Source organism: Luteolibacter sp. Populi, assembly GCF_040801775.1.
GTDB lineage: Bacteria > Verrucomicrobiota > Verrucomicrobiia > Verrucomicrobiales > Akkermansiaceae > Haloferula.
Genome location: NZ_CP161812.1, coordinates 3,563,528 through 3,580,542, shown reverse-complemented (window position 1 = coordinate 3,580,542; position 17,015 = coordinate 3,563,528). Strand labels below are relative to the sequence as shown.

The window sequence follows — 17,015 nt, the reverse complement described above, 5'->3', positions numbered from 1 at the left end:
CGCGGATTTTCCCATTCCCGAAGCCCCCCCGCCTGCTCATCCTCCGGCCATGGATTTCCTGGCGAACGCGCGGCAAGTGATCGAGATCGAAACCGGGGCCCTGCAGCGCATGGCCAGCCGCCTCGATGAATCCTTCATCCGCGCCATCGACCTCCTCCACGAAACCCTCGACCGCCGCGGCAAGATCATCGTCGTCGGCATCGGCAAGTCCGGGAACATCGGCCACAAGATCGCCGCCACCTTCAATTCGACCGGCTCCACCGCCGTCGTCCTCAATTCCCAGAACGCCCTGCATGGCGACCTCGGCATCGTCTCGGATGGCGATGCGGTGCTGCTGCTCTCCTACTCCGGCGAAACCGGCGAGCTGCTCGATGTCCTGCCGCACATCAAGCGCTTCGATGTTACCCTCATCGCGCTCACCGGCAATCCGAAGTCCACCCTCGCCGAGCACAGCGACGTGGTGCTCGATACCTCGGTCGACCGCGAGGCCTGCCCGCTCAAGCTCGCCCCCACTTCCTCCTCCACCGCCATGCTGGTGATGGGCGATGCCCTCGCGATGGTCCTGCTGGAAGCCCGCGGCTTCACCGAGGAACAATTCGCCCGCTTCCATCCCGGCGGGGCACTCGGCCGGGCCCTGCTCACCCGCGTCTCGGACATCATGCGCGCCGGTGAGCAGCTCGCCTCGGTCCCGAATGGCGCGAGCGTCCGCGAGGCCCTTGTCGCGATGTCCTCGGCCCGCGCCGGGGCTTGCGTCGTCGTCGAGCCGGATGGCAAGCTGGCCGGAATCTTCACCCACGGCGACTTCGCCCGCTGCTACCAGCGCGATCCCCACGTCGGCGATCAGCCGGTGGCCGTTTTCATGACCCGCAAGCCGGTCAGCGTCGATGCCTCCTCCCTCGCCGTCGAGGCTCTCCAGACCATCGGTTCCCACCGGATTGACGATGTCGTGGTACTGGATAGCGAGGGCCGGGCGGTCGGATTGGTCGATACCCAGGACTTGGCGCGGCTCAAAATTGTCTGAATTACAATCCGGCTTGATTCATTAACAAAAGCTAAGTAATCAAGGCCCCGCGCATGGCGAGGCCCCCCAAGAAACAGATTCGGCTTGGCTCCACGACCGGGAATCGTGCCCGCCGTCGCCAGAGCCTGTCGGAGGCCCTGAGCCGCGCAAATGCCCGCACCCACGAGCGGATCAACCGCCGTCTGAACCAGCGCGAACTGAAAAACATCCGCGCCTCGTTCTCGGCCACCGCCGGCTACATCGATCCACCCGCCAGCGTCTTCACGCGGCTCTGGCGCTGGACCTTCGGGCTGCTGCTCCTGCCGTTGTGCTGGATCACCTCCTGGACCTTCTTCACGCAATTCTCCGAGGCCACGATCGATCACGAGTTCTGGAAAATGCCAGCCTTCTGGTATTTCGCCACCGGCGTCCTGCTGATGACCGGCTGGTTCTTCTCCGGCCTCCTGCGCCCCGCCTTCCTCTATCTCTACGTGCTCGGTCACGAGCTCACCCACATCCTCTTCATCTGGGCCTTCCGCGGCCGGGTGAGCGATTGGGGCGTGAGCCTGGACGGCGGTTACGTCACCACCGACAAGACCAACATCGCGATCGCCCTTTCTCCCTACTTCGTGCCGCTGTGGGCGGTCGTTGGAGTGCTCGCCCATGCCCTGATCGGCCTCGCCTTCGAGACCACGCCGACATCGGAAAAAATCCTCTTCGGCTTCGTCGGTTTCTTCTGGGCCTTCCACTTGCTGTGGACCCTGTGGATGATCCCGCGCGATCAACCCGACCTGCGCGAGAACGGCACCTTCCTCTCGCTCGTCATCATCTATCTGGCCAACCAGCTCGTCCTGGCCGCACTGCTCTGCGCCACCGTCCAGCCCCTCGGCTTCGCCGAATTCGGCCAGCAGTGGATGGCCAATGCCGCGCGCTCGCTGGAAGCCGTGATGAAGATGTCCCGGGAAGTGAAGGCGTATTTATAACACCTCAGTCCACTACCGGCGGACGGCTCTACCGCTGGGGGCGCGGAGCCAGTTGTGTTCGGCACGGGCGATGCTTTGCTCGATCACAAGGGGGCAGGCCGGGCTTCGGGCGCGAATCGCGCGATACCTGGCCCGTCTCAAGGGACGTTCCGCATGGTGCTGCCGGTACACGGCTGCGCGCCGCGCCGGTCATGGCGCGTGATTTCTCCTGCGAGGGCCTAGCTGCTTTTTTTCAGACCGAGGGCTTGCTGCAGTTCGTCGTCTTCGATCCAGCCCGTTTGCCACAGGCGGATGGCTTCCATGTGCCGTTTGCCGGGAAGTTTGCCGTTGCGGCCCGCCAGCAGCAGCGCCGCGACCAGGGCCATGTAAACCTGCACCGCCACCCCGTTGGGGCTTTCCGCCAGCCAGTGCCGGCACGGCAGCGTGCATTTGAGCCAGCGGAAAAACATCTCGATGCTCCAGCGCCGCCGGTAGATTTCGCACAGGTCGCCCGCGCTCAATGTGTCGGCCGGCAAGCTGGCGAGGATCATCAGCGGCTCGCCCGAGCCCGGGATAATCATCCGCACCACCCGCCAGTTGCGGTCGATGGGTTTTTCATCTCCCAAGGCCACGCGCACGTGGTGGGTGATGCCCGCGGCACGTTCCGCCTTGGTCAGCGGCAGGGTCTCGAGCTCCTTGAAGACCGCGCGCTCCGGCAGCCGCACGATGAAGTCCGAGCCGACTTCCACGATGCGTTCCAGCAGGCCGTAGTTGCCGGAGTAGTTGCGGTCGCCGACATAGACGATGCCGGCTTCGATGAGCTCGTGGCGCAAGGTCCGCTGCTCGCATTCGATGGCGGGTGTGAGTTCGGCCCCGCCGCAGCCCCCGCCGAAGATCCGCCAGCGCAGGTGGAGCCGCACCCCGTGGTGACGGTTGCGGCCTTGCTCGCGCCAGAAGGCCCAGCCCATGCGCGGGATGACTTCCCGGATCGTGCTGTCGATGGCTTCGAGCTCGCGTTGCCCGAGCTTGCCGCGCAGTTCCTTGGGCAGCGCGTCCTTGTTGCGCTCCAGCAGCTCGCGCAGGACCCCGCGCAGCAGGTTGGCATCGAAGACCGACTGGGCTTCCGAGAACGAGGCGAGGCTCACGGGACCCAGGCCGGTGCCTTGTTCAAAGCGCCGGAACTTCGAGACGGCGCACAAGCCGCGCATCGAATCGATGACCGGGTTGAGCAGGGTGAAGAGCATCATCACGAAGTAGCCCTGCGCGTCGAAGCCCCGGCGGGGATCGGACTCGCGGACGGACTTCACGCGCCTTTGGTCGAAAGGCTCGAAGAGTTCGCAAAAGCGCTCGAGCAGCTTGAAGCCGCTGAGCGTGTCTTCACGGGGAACCGGTTTCCTGCGTGCCACCGGACGGGTTATGCCAGACCCGGGCCCGGAGTACAAGTGACACGAATGTCACATTCGCGGGCAGCATCAGCCGTGCCGAACACAACTGGCGCGGAGCCTCCGGCCCGCAGAATGGTCCAAGCGATTACGGGAGTGGGAAAGGCATGCAGCAAAGCTACGGCGGTATCCATACGCCGCGTGAATTACCCGCTACAAGGGCTACTTCTGCGGGCCGGTGGCTCCGCGCTCCCAGTGGTAGAGCCGTCCGTATAGCACAATCCACATCCCCTCAAACCCCAACCATCTCCCCCGCCTCCGCATGCGCCCGCCGCACCTCTTCCCCGATCGCCTGGATGCCCCTCCGCACCACCCCCTCATCCATCGTGAAGGTCATCCGCAGGCACTCATGCCGGTGACGCCATGACTCGTCATCGTGGCCGAAGAAGAAGTAGTGCCCGGAGATGATCAGCACGCCGCGCTTCTTCAGCCGCTCATACAGTTCCCGCGAAGTAATCGGCAGTCCCGGAAACCATAGCCACAAGAACAAGGCTCCCTCGCTACGGTGCACGTAGTAGTCGAAGTCTTCTCCAAAACTCTCCGCCACGAAACCCTGCGCCTGCCGCGACTTCTCGACATAGAAAGGCTTCACCGTCTCGTCGGCAATCTTGAGAATCTCCCCGCTCTCGATCAACGGCAGCGCGATCGTCTGCCCGATGTTCGGGTTCGCCAGCCCCACCACCGCACTCATCGAAGCCATCGCCGCGGCGATCTTCGGATGCGCGATCACGATTCCCGTCCGCGTCCCCGGCAGGCCGATCTTCGACAGGCTCAGGGTTAGGATGATGTGCTCGTCCCACACCGGCTTCGCATCCGTGAAGATGATATTCGGGAAGGGCGCGCCGTAGGCATTGTCGATGATCAGCGGAATGCCATGCTTCTTCGCCAATGTGGAAAGCCGCGCAATCTCTTCATCCGTCAGCACGTTGCCGGTGGGATTCGTCGGCCGCGAAACACAGATCGCGGCGATGTCGTCCGTCACTTCCAGCGCGTCGAAATCCACACGGTATTTGAACTCGTGCGGGCCGGTCTTCTCAATCTTCGGCGGCACGGCGCGGAACAGGTCACCGCAGGAGCCTTGGTTCGCATAGCCGATGTATTCCGGCACCAGCGGCAGCAGGATCTTCTTGCTTCGCCCGTCCGGCATCTCGCCGGCCAGCAGGTTGAAGAGAAAGAAAAACGCCGTCTGCCCGCCCGAGGTGATCGCCACATTCTCCGGCCCCAGCGCCCAGCCGAACTCCGTCTTGAACAGGTTCGCCAGCGCCGCGATGAAGCGTGGGTTGCCGCGCGGCGGATCGTAGTTCGCCAGCATCTTCTCCATCACCCCCGGCTCCGCCAGGATCTCTTCCATGCGCCGCCGCCAGATCGCATTCACCGCCGGGATGTGCGCCGGTTGGCCGCCGCCGAGCATGCAGATGTCCGGCCCGCCGGAAGCCAGGGCGTTACCCAGGTCTTCCATCAGTTCCTCGATGCCGCTGCCGCCGGCAAGCTGCCGGCCGATGTTGGAGAATTCGTGATTCATGACGCGGGTGCCGTTGACCGCCGGACCCCTGACCCTATAGTGGCCGCCCTTTCAAGAACAACCTCTCAAATTCATGGCCCTCCAACTCGGCGACAAAGCACCGGATTTCACCCTCGTTACCAAAACCGCCGAAGGCCCGCAGCTCGTGAAGCTGGCCGACTTGATCGGCAAGTCGAACATCGTCCTGCTCTTCTTCCCGATGGCCTTCACCAGCGTCTGCACCCAGGAGATGTGCGACATTTCCAATGGCATCGGTGACTACGAATCGCTCGACGCAAAGGTCTTCGGCATCTCCGGCGACAACCCCTTCGCGCAGGAAGCATGGGCCCGGACGTCCGGCATCACCCTGCCCCTGCTCAGCGACTACGAGCACGCGGTGGCCAAGGCCTACGGCGTCGCCTACGAGCAGTTCCTGCCCGAGGCGAACCTGATCATGGGCGGCGTCTCCAAGCGCTCCGCCTTCGTCATCGATAAGGCAGGCATCGTCCGCTACCTCGACGTGAAGGATCACCCGAAGGACCTGCCCGACTTCGAAGCGGTCAAGACGACCCTCCAAGGCCTCGCCTGATATTCTTGCTATTCTACCAAACGGAAAGGCCGCGGGAATCTCCGCGGCCTTTTCGTTGAGAGTGGAAGCGCTTACTGCCCCGGCTCCGCCTCATTGCCCGGAGGCAGCGGCGTCGGCTCCACGGGCACCGGCGGCGCGGCCGGGTTCTCCAGTTCCGGCACCGGCGGAACCGCGGGAACATCCGGCATGATTGGCGCGGTCGCATTCGGATCGATCACCGGCGGAATCGTCGGGACGTTCGGATCGATCACCGGCGGCACTCCGCCCGGCGGTGGCGGATAGACCTGAAATTCACTGCCCGAACCCACCATCGGCACCGCGCTCGCCTGTCCGTCGGTGACTTGCACCGATAGCACGAAGCCGACTTCGCCGCTGTTGAGCTCGCCCTTCACGTAGTTACCGTCGTCGGAGATCACCTTCATTTCGGTGTTTCCGGCGAGCTGCTTCTCAGCCTCCACGTCGCCCTTCGGCCGTTTGCTGAAGAAAGCGACGTTGTCCATGCTGGTGCGGACAAAGCTGCCGGGCTTGTAGCCGGTGCGCTTGGTCACCGCGGACCGTCCGGCTCCGGGAGGGAGCAGCGGGTCGAAGTCGCTACTGGTCGTCACCTCCCCGGTTTCGCAGGAAGCTAGGACGAAAGCACAGGAACCGAGGAGAAGGAGAGGCCACTTCATGAAAGTGCAATCAAAGTGCCACGGCCTGCCACAGGGGTCAACGGGATATCAGGCGGGATTCCACGTGTTCCCTCAAGGCTTCCCGCCAATCCCGCGGTGGTTTTCCCAGCAGTGCTGCCAAGCGTCCCGTATCCATCGCAGTATGCCGGGGCCGGACCGCCCGGAAAGCTGCCATCTCATTCATCAGCAGTGCCTTGGGTTCCGGAATCTCGATCCCGTGCTGTTCTTTCAGGCAAGCTGCGATCTCCACCGCCATGCCGTGCCAGCTTGTCCCCGGCCCGCCGTTGCAAGCGTGGAAGATTCCCGCAGGGCAGCTCGCCCCGATCAGGCCTGCCGTCCACCCCGCCAGATCCGTGGTGTAGGCGGGCAGGGAGAATTTGTCCGCCACCGCCGCCACCTCGAGCCCGGCCAAGGCCCGGTCCAGCACCGTATCCGGGAAGGCCGGCTTCTCTGGCCCGAAGACCCAGGACACCCGCATCACCGTCCCGCCCGCCTCGATCACCGCCCTTTCTCCCCGCTCCTTGGTCTTTCCATAGACCGAGAGGGGATTCGTCGGATCATCCTCACGTCTCAGGCCGGGCTGAAGACCGTCGAACACGTAATCCGTGCTGAAATGCAGCATCCGCTTGCCCCGCTGCCGGCAAATCTCCGCCATCGCCGCCGGTGCCGCCGCATTGACCCGCTCCGCCAACTCCGGATCATCCTCGCAGTGTTCCAGACCAGTCAGCCCGGCCGGATTTAACAGTACATCGAAATCCCAGTCCGCCAGCATCCCGGGAGCCGCCGGGTCCGCCAGATCGAAAACCGCGCGCGGCAGCTCGATCACCTCGTGGGCTGTCGCCAGCTCAGTCGCCAGCGCCCGTCCCACCCGTCCCGTCGTCCCGGTGATTGCCAGCCGCATGGGGAATCAGACGGCCCGCAGATCGCCCAAATCGTCGTCGGCATACCCGGCACCGACCCCGGCGTCCCGGATCTTGCGCAGGCGGCGCCGCGCCCCGAATTTGCTCTCCGGGCCGTTCACCAGACCGATCGCGAACCCGACCGTCAGCGGCAGCAGCGTGGCAATCCCCAGCGCCGCGACTCCCAGCGCCGCGCCCCGGCGGGCTTGCGGGCTCATCAGATCGCCCAAGATCAGGCCGGCCGCCGCGCCGAGCAGGGCGGGAGCCGCCAATGCCGTCGCTTCGGTCCAAGTCCGTTCTCCGTCGTCGTCGGGGTTCATGCGCGCAATCTAACTTCCCGCAGCCCGGCACACAATCCCGGAAACGCGTGGGGGCACCCCCCTCCGCTTTCACGGTATTGCTGACTTTGAAATCGGCGTTTAACCCTTTCCCCGCCCCGACAAGGCATTAGATTCCCCCCAAGCAATGTCATCTTCCGCACCCATCTACGCCCTGATCCTTGCCGGAGGGTCCGGCACCCGTTTCTGGCCCCTCAGCCGGAACGCGAAGCCCAAGCAGCTCCTCAATCTCTTCGGCGATGTCACCCTCCTCGAGCAGACCATCCAGCGCCTCGAAGGCCTGGTCCCCTTGGAGAACATCCTTATCCTCACCAATGCCCAGCAGGAAGCCGCCGTCCGCGAAATCGCCCCGCAACTCCCGCCGGAAAACATTTTCGCCGAGCCCGCCAAGCGCGACACCGCCCCGGCCGTCGCCCTCGGCATCGGCCTCGTCGCCGCCCGTTCCCCGGACGCGGTGATGATCGTGCTGCCTGCCGACCAGCTCATCAAGGACACCGCGGCCTTCCACTCGGTCATGCGGGATGCCATCGCCACCGCCGAAAAATCGGACGGCTTGGTCACCATCGGCATCAAGCCCACCTGGCCCTGCCCCTCCTACGGCTACATCGAGCGCGGCCCGCGCGCCTCCATCCCCGGCCTCGAGTGCGAGCAGATGCCCGCGGAGGTTAAGCGCTTCCGCGAAAAGCCCAGCACCGAGCTCGCCGAGCAATTCCTCGCCGAAGGCGGCTTCTGCTGGAATGCCGGCATGTTCGTCTGGACGATCCACAATGTCATCCGCGAGCTCAGCACCCACCAACCTGAGCTGGCCTCCTTCATCTCGGAACTCCGTCGCTCCACGGATGTCGCCGCCACCGTCGCCGCCCAGTTCCCCAAGCTCTCTCCGATCTCCATCGACTACGGCCTGATGGAGAAGGCCCGCCGCGTCCTCAATATCGAAGCCACCTTCGACTGGGACGATGTCGGCTCCTGGCTCTCCGTCGCCACCTACCTCGACGACGCTGGCAGCGACAACCGCGTGAACACCCCGATCTCCGAGATCGATTCGGAGAACAACATCGTCTTCAACGCCCGCAAGGGCTCTCACATCGCCCTCCTCGGCGTCGATGACTTGATCATCGTCCAAACCGAAGACGCCCTCCTCATCGCCAACCGCCACCAGGCCGACGCCATCAAGAAGCTCGCAGGCAAGCTGCCGCCGGGGCTGCTGTGAGCGTGGGGGGTGAGGCACCTTGCCGGAAGCGATCGGTCCGGTTCTTAGCGCCGGCGGTGCGTTGGAGCTTAGCCGGTGGTGAAACCACCGGTTGCGGGCACAGGATCACCCCGTCCCGGAGGGCCGGCGGAAGTGCGGGTATCACGCGAGGGCATGACCGGCATCCATTCAGGTGGCGTGAAGCTTAATTCGTGATCCGGCGTCCGCGGTAGCAGCTCAGCACTTCACCGTCTTCCGCTTCTTCCCCGGAGTCCCCCGCGCCTGCATCTTCCGGATGTAATCCGCGGCCCCCGGAACCTCGCAGCTATTGTTCCCCATATCGACGCTGACCGGTCCGATCTCCTCCGCGGTCCGGATCGCCAACTCGGTCAATAAGGCAACGTAACCGCCCAGGCTGATCACAAACCCGTTCATCGCATAACGCGCCGCATCCGGTGCCTGGTGAATCTCCTTCTTCACCCGCTGCAGGAGCTTCTTCAACTCCGCAGCATCGAGCTCCGAATCATCCTTCAAGGCCATCAGGCAACTCAAGGTCGACCACCCGGCCGTGGCAATCAGCGGCTTCTTCGAATCGATCCACTTCAGCGCCATCTCATGGCCGTGCAGGCCCTGCGCCGCCACGGCGGCAACGGTGCTTCCCGGAAGACTGCCGCCATAGGCCCCGTCCACCCACCGCTGCAGATCTTCCTGGGTCATCCGCGCGTCGTCCGCGATCAGCCCGGCCAGGTACATCGCGTCGTAGTTCCCGCTCGCGTAGAGATCGAGCGCCAGTTGGTAATCCTTCTTGATGCGCTTCACGATCGGCTTCATGTCGCCGATCTTCACGCCGAAGCAGGGCTCCATCACCCCGTGGTTCTTCATCAGCAAGCGCTTCACGCTCTCGCTGCCGAGCGTTTCCAATTCCTTGAGGACATCTTTGGCATTCATGGGTTCTCTTCCGATTTGGTACTCTACCTGTTTGCCCCACTTCCCCCGAAATGAGGAGCGGAATTCTTCGGCGCTCGCCGGACCTTCCCGCAGCGCTACGAGGTCGACTACGTCCGCATCTATCAGAAGCCATAACGAACAATCCCTAACAGCCCGCCCCCAAGGGCACGTAGTCCCCGCCTTCAGGCAAACTTCACCGGTAGGTGTCTTCCGCGGCACCGCCGCCGTGGACTGCGTGCAGCCTGCTGCCGCTGTCCCGATGCAGCCTGCTGCGAGGGGCGCTGCAACGGGAGCCCGAGCAATCCCGGACCGCGGGCTCTGCCCATTACACGTGTTCACCCCATCGCCTCCGCCCCATGCCTGCCCCCTGGGACCGCGGAGGCTCCGCCCCGCAGAAGCCACCCCGGCAGCTCTCCCCATCGCGCGATGGTAATGGAAAGCGCCGTCGCCCGGCTGCCTTCCTTTCCGTGCCCAAAGCAACGAGGAACCATCCGGCGGGCCGGGGGGCTCCGCGCTCCCAGGGGAAGAGCCGTCCGTGAAGCATCACGAAGATGTGGGTACCGGGCAGAGCGGCCTGCCGCAGTCCACGGCCATCGCGCGGCTTCCATTCAAAGACCTGCCGGTGAATCCGAAAGACATCGGTCTTCAGGCGGACTCACCGGTAAGGTCATCAGTAGGTCCCCTCGCCCCGGGCCTTCCCAACCCATTCCTTCGCCTCCTCCGGCGCGATCACCGCCAGCGCCGCCACATAAGCCGCACAGGCCTCCTCCCTCGCCACCCCCGCGGGCAAGCCCTCGATCCACCTCGTCGCCCCCGCGCGATCCTGCCGCGCCCACAAGCTCACCAGCGGCTCCACCGCCGCCTTCAACAGTTGCTCGTCCGCAAACGACGCCACCCACTCCGCCGCCGCCGGCGCATCCCGCTGCGTCCACCGCTGCACCGTCGCCGCCACCGCCGCATCCATGGCACCGGGGGAAACCTTCCCCTCCGAAAGCCACTCCGCCACCCTCACCGGATCGACCTCCGCCAGCGCCGGAAATACCGTCCGCTCGATCACCCCGCGCACCGCCTCATCCTCACCCCCGCGTGCCAACCACGCGAAAGCCGCATCGGCATCCACCGACGCCCATTGCGCCGCGGCGAAGCCCAGCGACTCACCGCGCAGCTTCGGATCCGCAATCTCCTCCGCCCGCTTGACCGCCCGCGCCGGCTCTCTAACAGCCGTCTCCACCACGATCACCGACAAGACCTGATCCCTCGCAACTCCGTCCCGCTCCATCGCCCACGCGACCGCCGCCTCGGGATCTTCATTCACCCGCGCGACAATCTCCGCCGTCTCCGGCAGGGCAGTCTCCAATACAAAAGCCCGCTCGGAATCCCGCCCGCTTTTCGCCGGGCGGGATTCCGCGGGTTCTTGGCCGTGTTCAGATCCGGCCAGCCAGACCCCGGCGGCAATTGCCGTCACCAGAACCGGAATGATGATCGCGGATTTCATGGCGGATGGGTTGCCGTCGGGGCGGGGGGGATTTCAGGGAGTGACCGTCACGTTATCGAAGACCGCCGTGCAGTCCGTCGCGTTGTTGTGCGAAGTCACGGCCAGCCCGATCTGGATGTTCGCCGCCATCGTGATCGACTCGCTGCCGAGCGCCGTCCACGAGGTCCCGTCGGTTGAGTGCGAGGTCGTCAGCGTGTTCCCGACCCGCGTGATCTTCAGCCAGCGCGGTGCCGTGATTCCGGTGGTCGTCGTACTTGTGCTCACACCACCGGTCGCCACCCTGCGTTGGAAGGAAACCCCGCTGCTTGGCGAGACCACGATCGAGGCATGCTTCGATCCCGCCGTCAGGCTCTCGCGGATCATCACCCCGGTCTTCGCCCAGGCATTCGTATTCTCCACCGAGGCCACGCGGAGGAAGATCTCGCCATCGCCGCTCAAGGGTTGCCAGACGTAGTGGAAGGCATCCGCCGTTCCCCAGATGTCCGCGCCCGAACCGTTCACCGTGTAGCTGCCCGCGCTGTGAGTCGCGCTGCCCGCCACACCCGTGCTGCCGATGTCCTGCTTCGTCCAGCCCGCAGGAAGGGCCAGCGGATCATGGATCGAGAGCAGCTCGCTACCGCTCAGCGCCCGCGAATACATCCGCACATCGTCGATCAAGCCCGTGAAGTACTTGTTCGAGTCCCGGTAGTCGTAGCCGACGGTGACGCCCAGCGCGCTCAGCGATTGCACCGTGCCGGTGGCCGTGGCCGCCTGCACGCCGTCGATGTAGATCGAGCCGCTGGTCCCGTTGCGCACCGCCGCGATGTAGTGCCACTGGCTGTCGTTCACCGTCGTCGTGGTCGTCAGGTCCACCTGGTAGCCACCGCTGCCGTAGATGAAGAAGTTCACGGTCCCCGCCGCATTCACGTTCAGCATGTACTCGCCGATGTAGCCGCTGCCGCCCGGCTCGCGCTGCTGGATGATCGTGCCCAGCGGCGCGCCCGGATTCACCTTCACCCACGCGCCGAGCGTGAAGTTCGTAGTGCCTGTTAGAGCGGCCGCGGTGCCTGCGGCCACGCCATCGTTGACTCCATCGAATTGCAGGGCATTGCCTTCCTTGCCGGTCGCCCAGCTCGCACCGCTGACCGCTCCGGTCCGCGCATAGCCGGAGCTATCTGCCGCCGTCGTGCCGGAGCTTTCATTCAGCCTCCACCACGATTTCAGGCCGCTGTAGATCGCCGCCGGTTGCGAGCCCGAGCTGTTCGGATTCGTGCCGAGCGCCGTCTCCAGCGCGTCCGGGAAGCCATCGCCATCCGTATCCGCCGGGGTCGAGCTGACCGTCACCGTGGCCGTGCTCGAATCGAGCGTCGAGCTGCCGTAAACCAGCTTCGCCTTCAGCGGATGGCTGCCGGCCGTCGAGGTGTTCAGCGTCGTCGTGTAGGGCGGCGCATAATCCTCCGCGAGCATCGTCGCTCCGTCGAAGAACTGCACCTTCGTCACGTTGTTGCCGTTGTCCGTCACCGTCGCGTTGATCGCGATCGTCGCCGGACTGGCATACACCGCCCCGTTGGCAGGAGAACTCAGCGAGACCGTCGGCGCCGATGGCGCGTAGTCGGCCAGCGTCACGCCCGGTGCTGCCGGTACCAGCACCGACCCCGGAATCACCGCGCGGGTGATCCCCGGTCCTTGCCAGGCCACCGCCACATGATCGCCGCCGCCGCCTTCATTCTGGATGGCCTCGATGTAGAGAGGCTTCCCGCCCGTTAGGAACATCGTCACGCTCTTCTGCGAGGTCTTCTCATCCCACGACTGGAAGCCGGTGTAGCCGGATACCGATGCGATCGCCGCCTTGGTCGAGGAAGCCGCACCACTGCCCAGCGACAGCGTCGAGCCGTCATCCGAAGCGATCCAAAACGTGTAGAGCCCCGAGCTCGGTGGCAGCACCCAGCCGCTCAAGCGCCGCACGTAATTCTCCGCCACACCCTGCGTGGAAGTGAACGACGTGAGGTAACCCGTATACCCGGGAGAGCCCGAGATCACCTGCCCCGTCCAGCGCTCCTCGCGCACGCCCAGGCTGCCGTTCGCATAGACGATCACCTGGCCGTAGCCCGATTGGCCCGCGCTATCGGTGGCGCGCACCGTGAGCTGATAGGCCGCCGGCGAACCCAGCGAACCGGGCGTCTGCACTGTCACTTGGCCGGAGCCATTGATCGCGAAGATCCCGCCGCCATTTCCCGCCGTGATCGTCCAGCTAGCAAGCGTGCGGGTCGGATCAAGCGTCGCCGTCGCCGTGCCCAGCACCGTCCCGCTGCTCATCGCGGAAGTCGCGGTGAAAAGCTTGCCCGCCACCGCCGGCGAATCCGGCGTGTCCGCCACATTCACCGTGAAGGTCCGCGCGATCGAGTGCCGCGTGCCGCTGAAGGGAATCGCATTCCCGTAAGCCGTCACCGTCAGCGAGTAAGTCGTCGAACGCTCGTAGTCCAGCGAGAAGACCCGCAGCTCTCCCGTCGCGGCATCGATGCTGAAGTCGCCGTTCATGTCGCCCGCGGTGATCGCATACGTGAAGCTCTCGCCGGGATCCACATCGCTCACGCTGAAGTCGTGGATCAGGCTGCCTTGCACGCTGTCCTCTGCCATCGCCACGCTGCCTGGATTGCTGATCGCGCTCGGTGCCGTGTTGTCGCTCCACACCGGATAGCCCTTGGCCGTCACCAGGTCCTTCACGGACTGCGTGATCTCCATAGCCCCTGCCCGCCACGCCCAGGCCGTAGCGCTGGAAGTAGGTATCGAGGTTCCGCCCGGTCGCATCGCAGAAGAGGATGTAGAAGCGGTTGCGTTTGAAGTTCGGATCGCTCGTGACCAGGTTCTTGATGTCCAGATCCGTGGAAGCGGTCGGATTCTGCAGGTAGTTCATCAGCCGTCCGAGCGCGGTCTTGTAGACTCCCCAGCCGAAGGAATCCGCCATGTTGAAGTAGAAGTCGTATCCCATCGGATTGCCGCAGGCCTCGGCCCAGGTCTGCTGGGCGGCGGGCAGGGCGGCGAAGGAAGCGCGGCTGCTGATCCGGTTGGAAGCATCGAAGGTGCTATGGCTCGCGTTGTCCCATGGCGTCCGCTTGTGGACCATCGTCGTGATCATCCCCGGCAGCAGGTTCACATCGACCTCCGCATGGGTGGCGATCACGAAGGCGCTGTCGAAGTCATCCTGATAGCCGTGGCCGAGCTCGTGGTAATTCCCCCACGAGTTCTCCAAGGCGCTGTTCAGGAAGGAATCCCCGCCCACGCCCCAGCCGGCCTCGACCGGATACCCGGCATACGCCGCGCCGTAGGCCACGTAGCGTGCGCTGGCAATCGCCTCGCCGCGCTTCCGCCACGCACTATAGCCGTAGTACTCGTCGCCCAGGTCCATCACCGTCTTCCAGTGGTTCGCGATCTGGGTCGGATTGCCCAGCGCGGCCAACTGCGACCGCTCGACGTAGATCACGAGCTTGTCGGTCTTGATGAAACCGTAGGGCGCGGGATAATTCTTGAGCGTGCTGTTCCACTCCGTGTCGGTGTTCACGCCGAGCGTGAAAGTCGGCGCAGGCAGCGCACCGCTCACCGTGACGTCGAAGCTGCCGAGACTCGAGTTCGCCGGCACCAGGATCGTGACCAGGCCGCCCATCACGTGGCCGGTCTGGGTGCTGGCCGCGGTCAGCGGCACGCGCCGCCAGAGCTTCGGGAAGAAGGTCCAGTTGTTCTGGTTCCAGATCTGGTCCTCGCTGCCGTTCGGCGAGATGTGCGCCTGCAAGCCCGCTGCCGCCTTGTCCGAGGGAATCGTGATCGTGATCGTCGCTCCCGGGGCCGCATAGACCCCCGTCTCGATCCGAGTCGGCTTGCCGCCTTGGTTCATGTAGAAGTCCGCGGGCGTCGTGCCATTCACCGACACCGTGCGGCTCACCGTGCTCCCCGCCAGCGGGGCACCCGGGAAGTCGTTCGCGCTGGGGTGGGCGAACAATTGCCCCGGCGTCATTGCATCGAACTTGTTCGATTGATACCGCGTCAACGACGCCTCCACCGGCTTCGTCGCCTTCGCAATCGGGGCCGCTGCCGTCGGTGTGATCGTCCCGTAGTGACTGCCGTCACTAAGCGTCTCCATGTCCGCATTCAGCGCGGTGACATTCGTCCGCACCGCCAGCACCTGCTCGATCGAGGCTGCGGCGATGACCTTGTTCGCCAGCGTCATCGTGATCAGCCCCTCCTTCTCATCGATCAGGTCGCCGCTGCCGTTCAGCGCGCTGTAGTAGGGCGATGGCGCGCTCGCAGGCACCGTGGCCGGCGAGGCCCCGCCCCACCCGGAGCCGCTGTAGGTCAGGCCGAAGTAGCCCATGACATTGTAGGCATCCGCGCTCGGCGTCGCTCCCAGTGCCCATGGCGTGGCCCCGCAGACGATCCCGCCACCGGCCGCCGTGAAGCTCTGGATCTTCGTCACCGCCGACGCGTTGTAGCCGGAGTGCCAGTCGAAGACGAAGACGTCCACCCCGCTCAGGTCGTTGGTCGAGGACGTCATCGTGGTCGTCACCGCTTTGGTGAGATAGCCGCGGCTGGTCCAGAAGCTGGTCGCGATCCCCGCGCCGCAACCCACCGTGATCGTCGCCGGCGTGGTCTTGCGGCTCGCCCACTTCACGCTCGCTTCCAGCAGCAAGGGCATGGAATTCGCACCACCGCCCAGCGGCCCGTTGTGTGCGAAGGCTACCGCGCAGGCCGCAGTCGAGGCGTAGCTGTCGTTGTAGCGGCCCGTGGCCATCATGGCCACGCCGCTGCTGTCCATCAGCACCGGGAAGGCCGTGGTGCCATGGCGGGCGATGCTGCCGGGCGAGCCCCAGCCGGACACGCTCTGTCCGGATGAGGTGCTCGTGATGCTCGCGAAGTCCGCGGCGAGATCGGCGTGCACGACGAATGTCGCGGACGCCGTGGCGACGAAGCACATGAAAAGGGTCGAGGTTTTCATGCCTTCTGGGGTTGGGAGTTGATCTGAGGGTTCATGGTTTTATTGCACCCCATCGCCCGGAAACGAACTTTGGGGATTCCTAACCGCTAAAAGAAAATCCGCCGAAGTGTCAAGAGGATGCGGCGGATAAAATCGTAAAACTACGCAATAAAGGACAAAACGTTCGATATCCGTCCCGGTGATCTTCACGAAACATGATTTAAGTGCATCAAAATGACATCAGGTGTCCGATTTCGCCCCCCTCTTCAAAATGACGGGAGATGACGTCTTGATGCCCGATCCCGCCGGGCCATCCTCGCGCCATGGACAGTGGTGCCCTTCATCCCGCCCTCGGCATCGATCACGGCGAGGCCCGCATCGGCATCGCCGCCACCGATCCGCTCGGCATCCTCGCCCATCCCGTCGAGACTATCGACGTCCGCAAGACCGATCCCATCGACCGCATCGCCGCCCTCGCGGCTTCGAAGTCGATCCGCACCCTCGTCCTCGGACTGCCCCTGCGCATCGATGGTAGCTCCGGCAGCGCCGCGGAGAAAGTCAGGAAATTCGGTAACAAGATCGCCAAGCGCATCCCGGATCTCCCGCTGGTCTACGTCGATGAGGCCTACACCACCATGGACGCCGCCGCCAAGCTTCACGAAGCCGGCCGCAATGCGAAGCAGCAGAAGGCGGTCATCGACCAGGCCGCCGCCGTCGCCATCCTCGAAGCGTGGATGGAGACGATCTAGCAGGCTGCCTTTGAAGGCAGGGGCCTTTCTCCGAAAGGTCCGGCGGGGGACGGCCTGAAGTCGCGCTAAAATATAGGGCTATCGGCGCGTCGCCGCCATCCAAGCCTCCGGATCCTCTAGAGCCTCGAAGAGGCGGCCGGGAGAAAGCCCGGGGTAAGCAGAGCGCAACCCCGGGTCACTGCCCGCCACGAGACATCCCTGAAGGGGGACCGGGAGGCCGAGCGATACCGACATGTGCCCTCCCCGGCAATGAGCCCTATTCACAGCGGTTCCGTCCCTAGCCTCTT

The 17,015-nt window shown here is 64.7% G+C and carries 13 protein-coding genes and 1 pseudogene; 5 read left to right on the top strand and 9 right to left on the bottom strand.

Annotation, left to right across the window (positions count from 1 at the left end; genetic code table 11):
• The first annotated feature begins 49 nt into the window (after positions 1–49).
• Positions 50–1,021: an SIS domain-containing protein gene (locus ABWK72_RS14605; protein ID WP_367870308.1), complete on the top strand. Its 972-nt coding sequence runs from the start codon at positions 50–52 to the stop codon at positions 1,019–1,021.
• 53 nt (positions 1,022–1,074) lie between these two features.
• Entirely contained in the window at positions 1,075–1,983 is a 909-nt protein-coding gene (locus ABWK72_RS14600) for a hypothetical protein (protein ID WP_367870307.1), read from the top strand.
• Between the two features lie 218 nt (positions 1,984–2,201).
• Here the strand turns inward: ABWK72_RS14600 and ABWK72_RS14595 are convergent, their stop codons facing one another.
• Both ABWK72_RS14595 and ABWK72_RS14590 read right to left on the bottom strand, forming a co-directional pair.
• On the bottom strand, positions 2,202–3,368 hold the full coding sequence (locus tag ABWK72_RS14595) for an IS4 family transposase (protein WP_367870306.1): 1,167 nt from the start codon (positions 3,366–3,368) through the stop codon (positions 2,202–2,204).
• Between the two features lie 268 nt (positions 3,369–3,636).
• The gene (locus ABWK72_RS14590) at positions 3,637–4,926 is read right to left on the bottom strand and encodes a valine--pyruvate transaminase (RefSeq protein WP_367870305.1); all 1,290 of its coding nucleotides are present in this window, start codon (positions 4,924–4,926) and stop codon (positions 3,637–3,639) included.
• Between the two features lie 73 nt (positions 4,927–4,999).
• On the opposite strand from ABWK72_RS14590, the gene ABWK72_RS14585 reads away from it, so the two are divergent.
• Positions 5,000–5,494: a redoxin domain-containing protein gene (locus ABWK72_RS14585; protein WP_367870304.1), complete on the top strand. Its 495-nt coding sequence runs from the start codon at positions 5,000–5,002 to the stop codon at positions 5,492–5,494.
• Positions 5,495–5,565: 71 nt separating this feature from the next.
• On the opposite strand, the gene ABWK72_RS14580 is transcribed toward ABWK72_RS14585, so the two are convergent.
• The 3 genes from ABWK72_RS14580 to ABWK72_RS14570 are packed head-to-tail and all read right to left on the bottom strand — an operon-like array spanning position 5,566 to position 7,384.
• Complete coding sequence (locus tag ABWK72_RS14580) at positions 5,566–6,165, bottom strand: hypothetical protein (RefSeq protein ID WP_367870303.1); 600 nt, start codon at positions 6,163–6,165, stop codon at positions 5,566–5,568.
• Positions 6,166–6,202: 37 nt separating this feature from the next.
• The gene (locus ABWK72_RS14575; protein WP_367870302.1) at positions 6,203–7,066 is read right to left on the bottom strand and encodes an NAD(P)-dependent oxidoreductase; all 864 of its coding nucleotides are present in this window, start codon (positions 7,064–7,066) and stop codon (positions 6,203–6,205) included.
• Positions 7,067–7,072: 6 nt separating this feature from the next.
• Complete coding sequence (locus tag ABWK72_RS14570) at positions 7,073–7,384, bottom strand: hypothetical protein (RefSeq protein ID WP_367870301.1); 312 nt, start codon at positions 7,382–7,384, stop codon at positions 7,073–7,075.
• A 145-nt stretch (positions 7,385–7,529) separates the two neighbouring features.
• Between ABWK72_RS14570 and ABWK72_RS14565 the strand changes: the two genes are divergently transcribed.
• Positions 7,530–8,612 (top strand): mannose-1-phosphate guanylyltransferase, encoded by a 1,083-nt coding sequence (locus tag ABWK72_RS14565; RefSeq protein WP_367870300.1) that lies wholly within the window; start codon positions 7,530–7,532, stop codon positions 8,610–8,612.
• Between the two features lie 216 nt (positions 8,613–8,828).
• Here the strand turns inward: ABWK72_RS14565 and ABWK72_RS14560 are convergent, their stop codons facing one another.
• From ABWK72_RS14560 to ABWK72_RS14545, 4 genes and pseudogenes are all read right to left on the bottom strand, one after another.
• Positions 8,829–9,539, bottom strand: coding sequence for a DNA alkylation repair protein (locus tag ABWK72_RS14560; RefSeq protein ID WP_367870299.1), 711 nt, complete (start codon positions 9,537–9,539; stop codon positions 8,829–8,831).
• Positions 9,540–10,209: 670 nt separating this feature from the next.
• A complete protein-coding gene (locus ABWK72_RS14555; RefSeq protein ID WP_367870298.1) occupies positions 10,210–11,034 on the bottom strand; it encodes a hypothetical protein in 825 nt (274 codons plus the stop codon).
• A gap of 33 nt (positions 11,035–11,067) precedes the next feature.
• Positions 11,068–13,821: a LamG-like jellyroll fold domain-containing protein gene (locus tag ABWK72_RS14550; protein ID WP_367870297.1), complete on the bottom strand. Its 2,754-nt coding sequence runs from the start codon at positions 13,819–13,821 to the stop codon at positions 11,068–11,070.
• Positions 13,822–13,837: 16 nt separating this feature from the next.
• Positions 13,838–14,902: pseudogene (locus ABWK72_RS14545) on the bottom strand (M60 family metallopeptidase); the annotation flags it as partial.
• Between the two features lie 1,400 nt (positions 14,903–16,302).
• On the opposite strand from ABWK72_RS14545, the gene ruvX reads away from it, so the two are divergent.
• Positions 16,303–16,728: a Holliday junction resolvase RuvX gene (gene ruvX, locus ABWK72_RS14540; RefSeq protein WP_367870296.1), complete on the top strand. Its 426-nt coding sequence runs from the start codon at positions 16,303–16,305 to the stop codon at positions 16,726–16,728.
• The last annotated feature ends 287 nt before the right edge of the window (positions 16,729–17,015 follow it).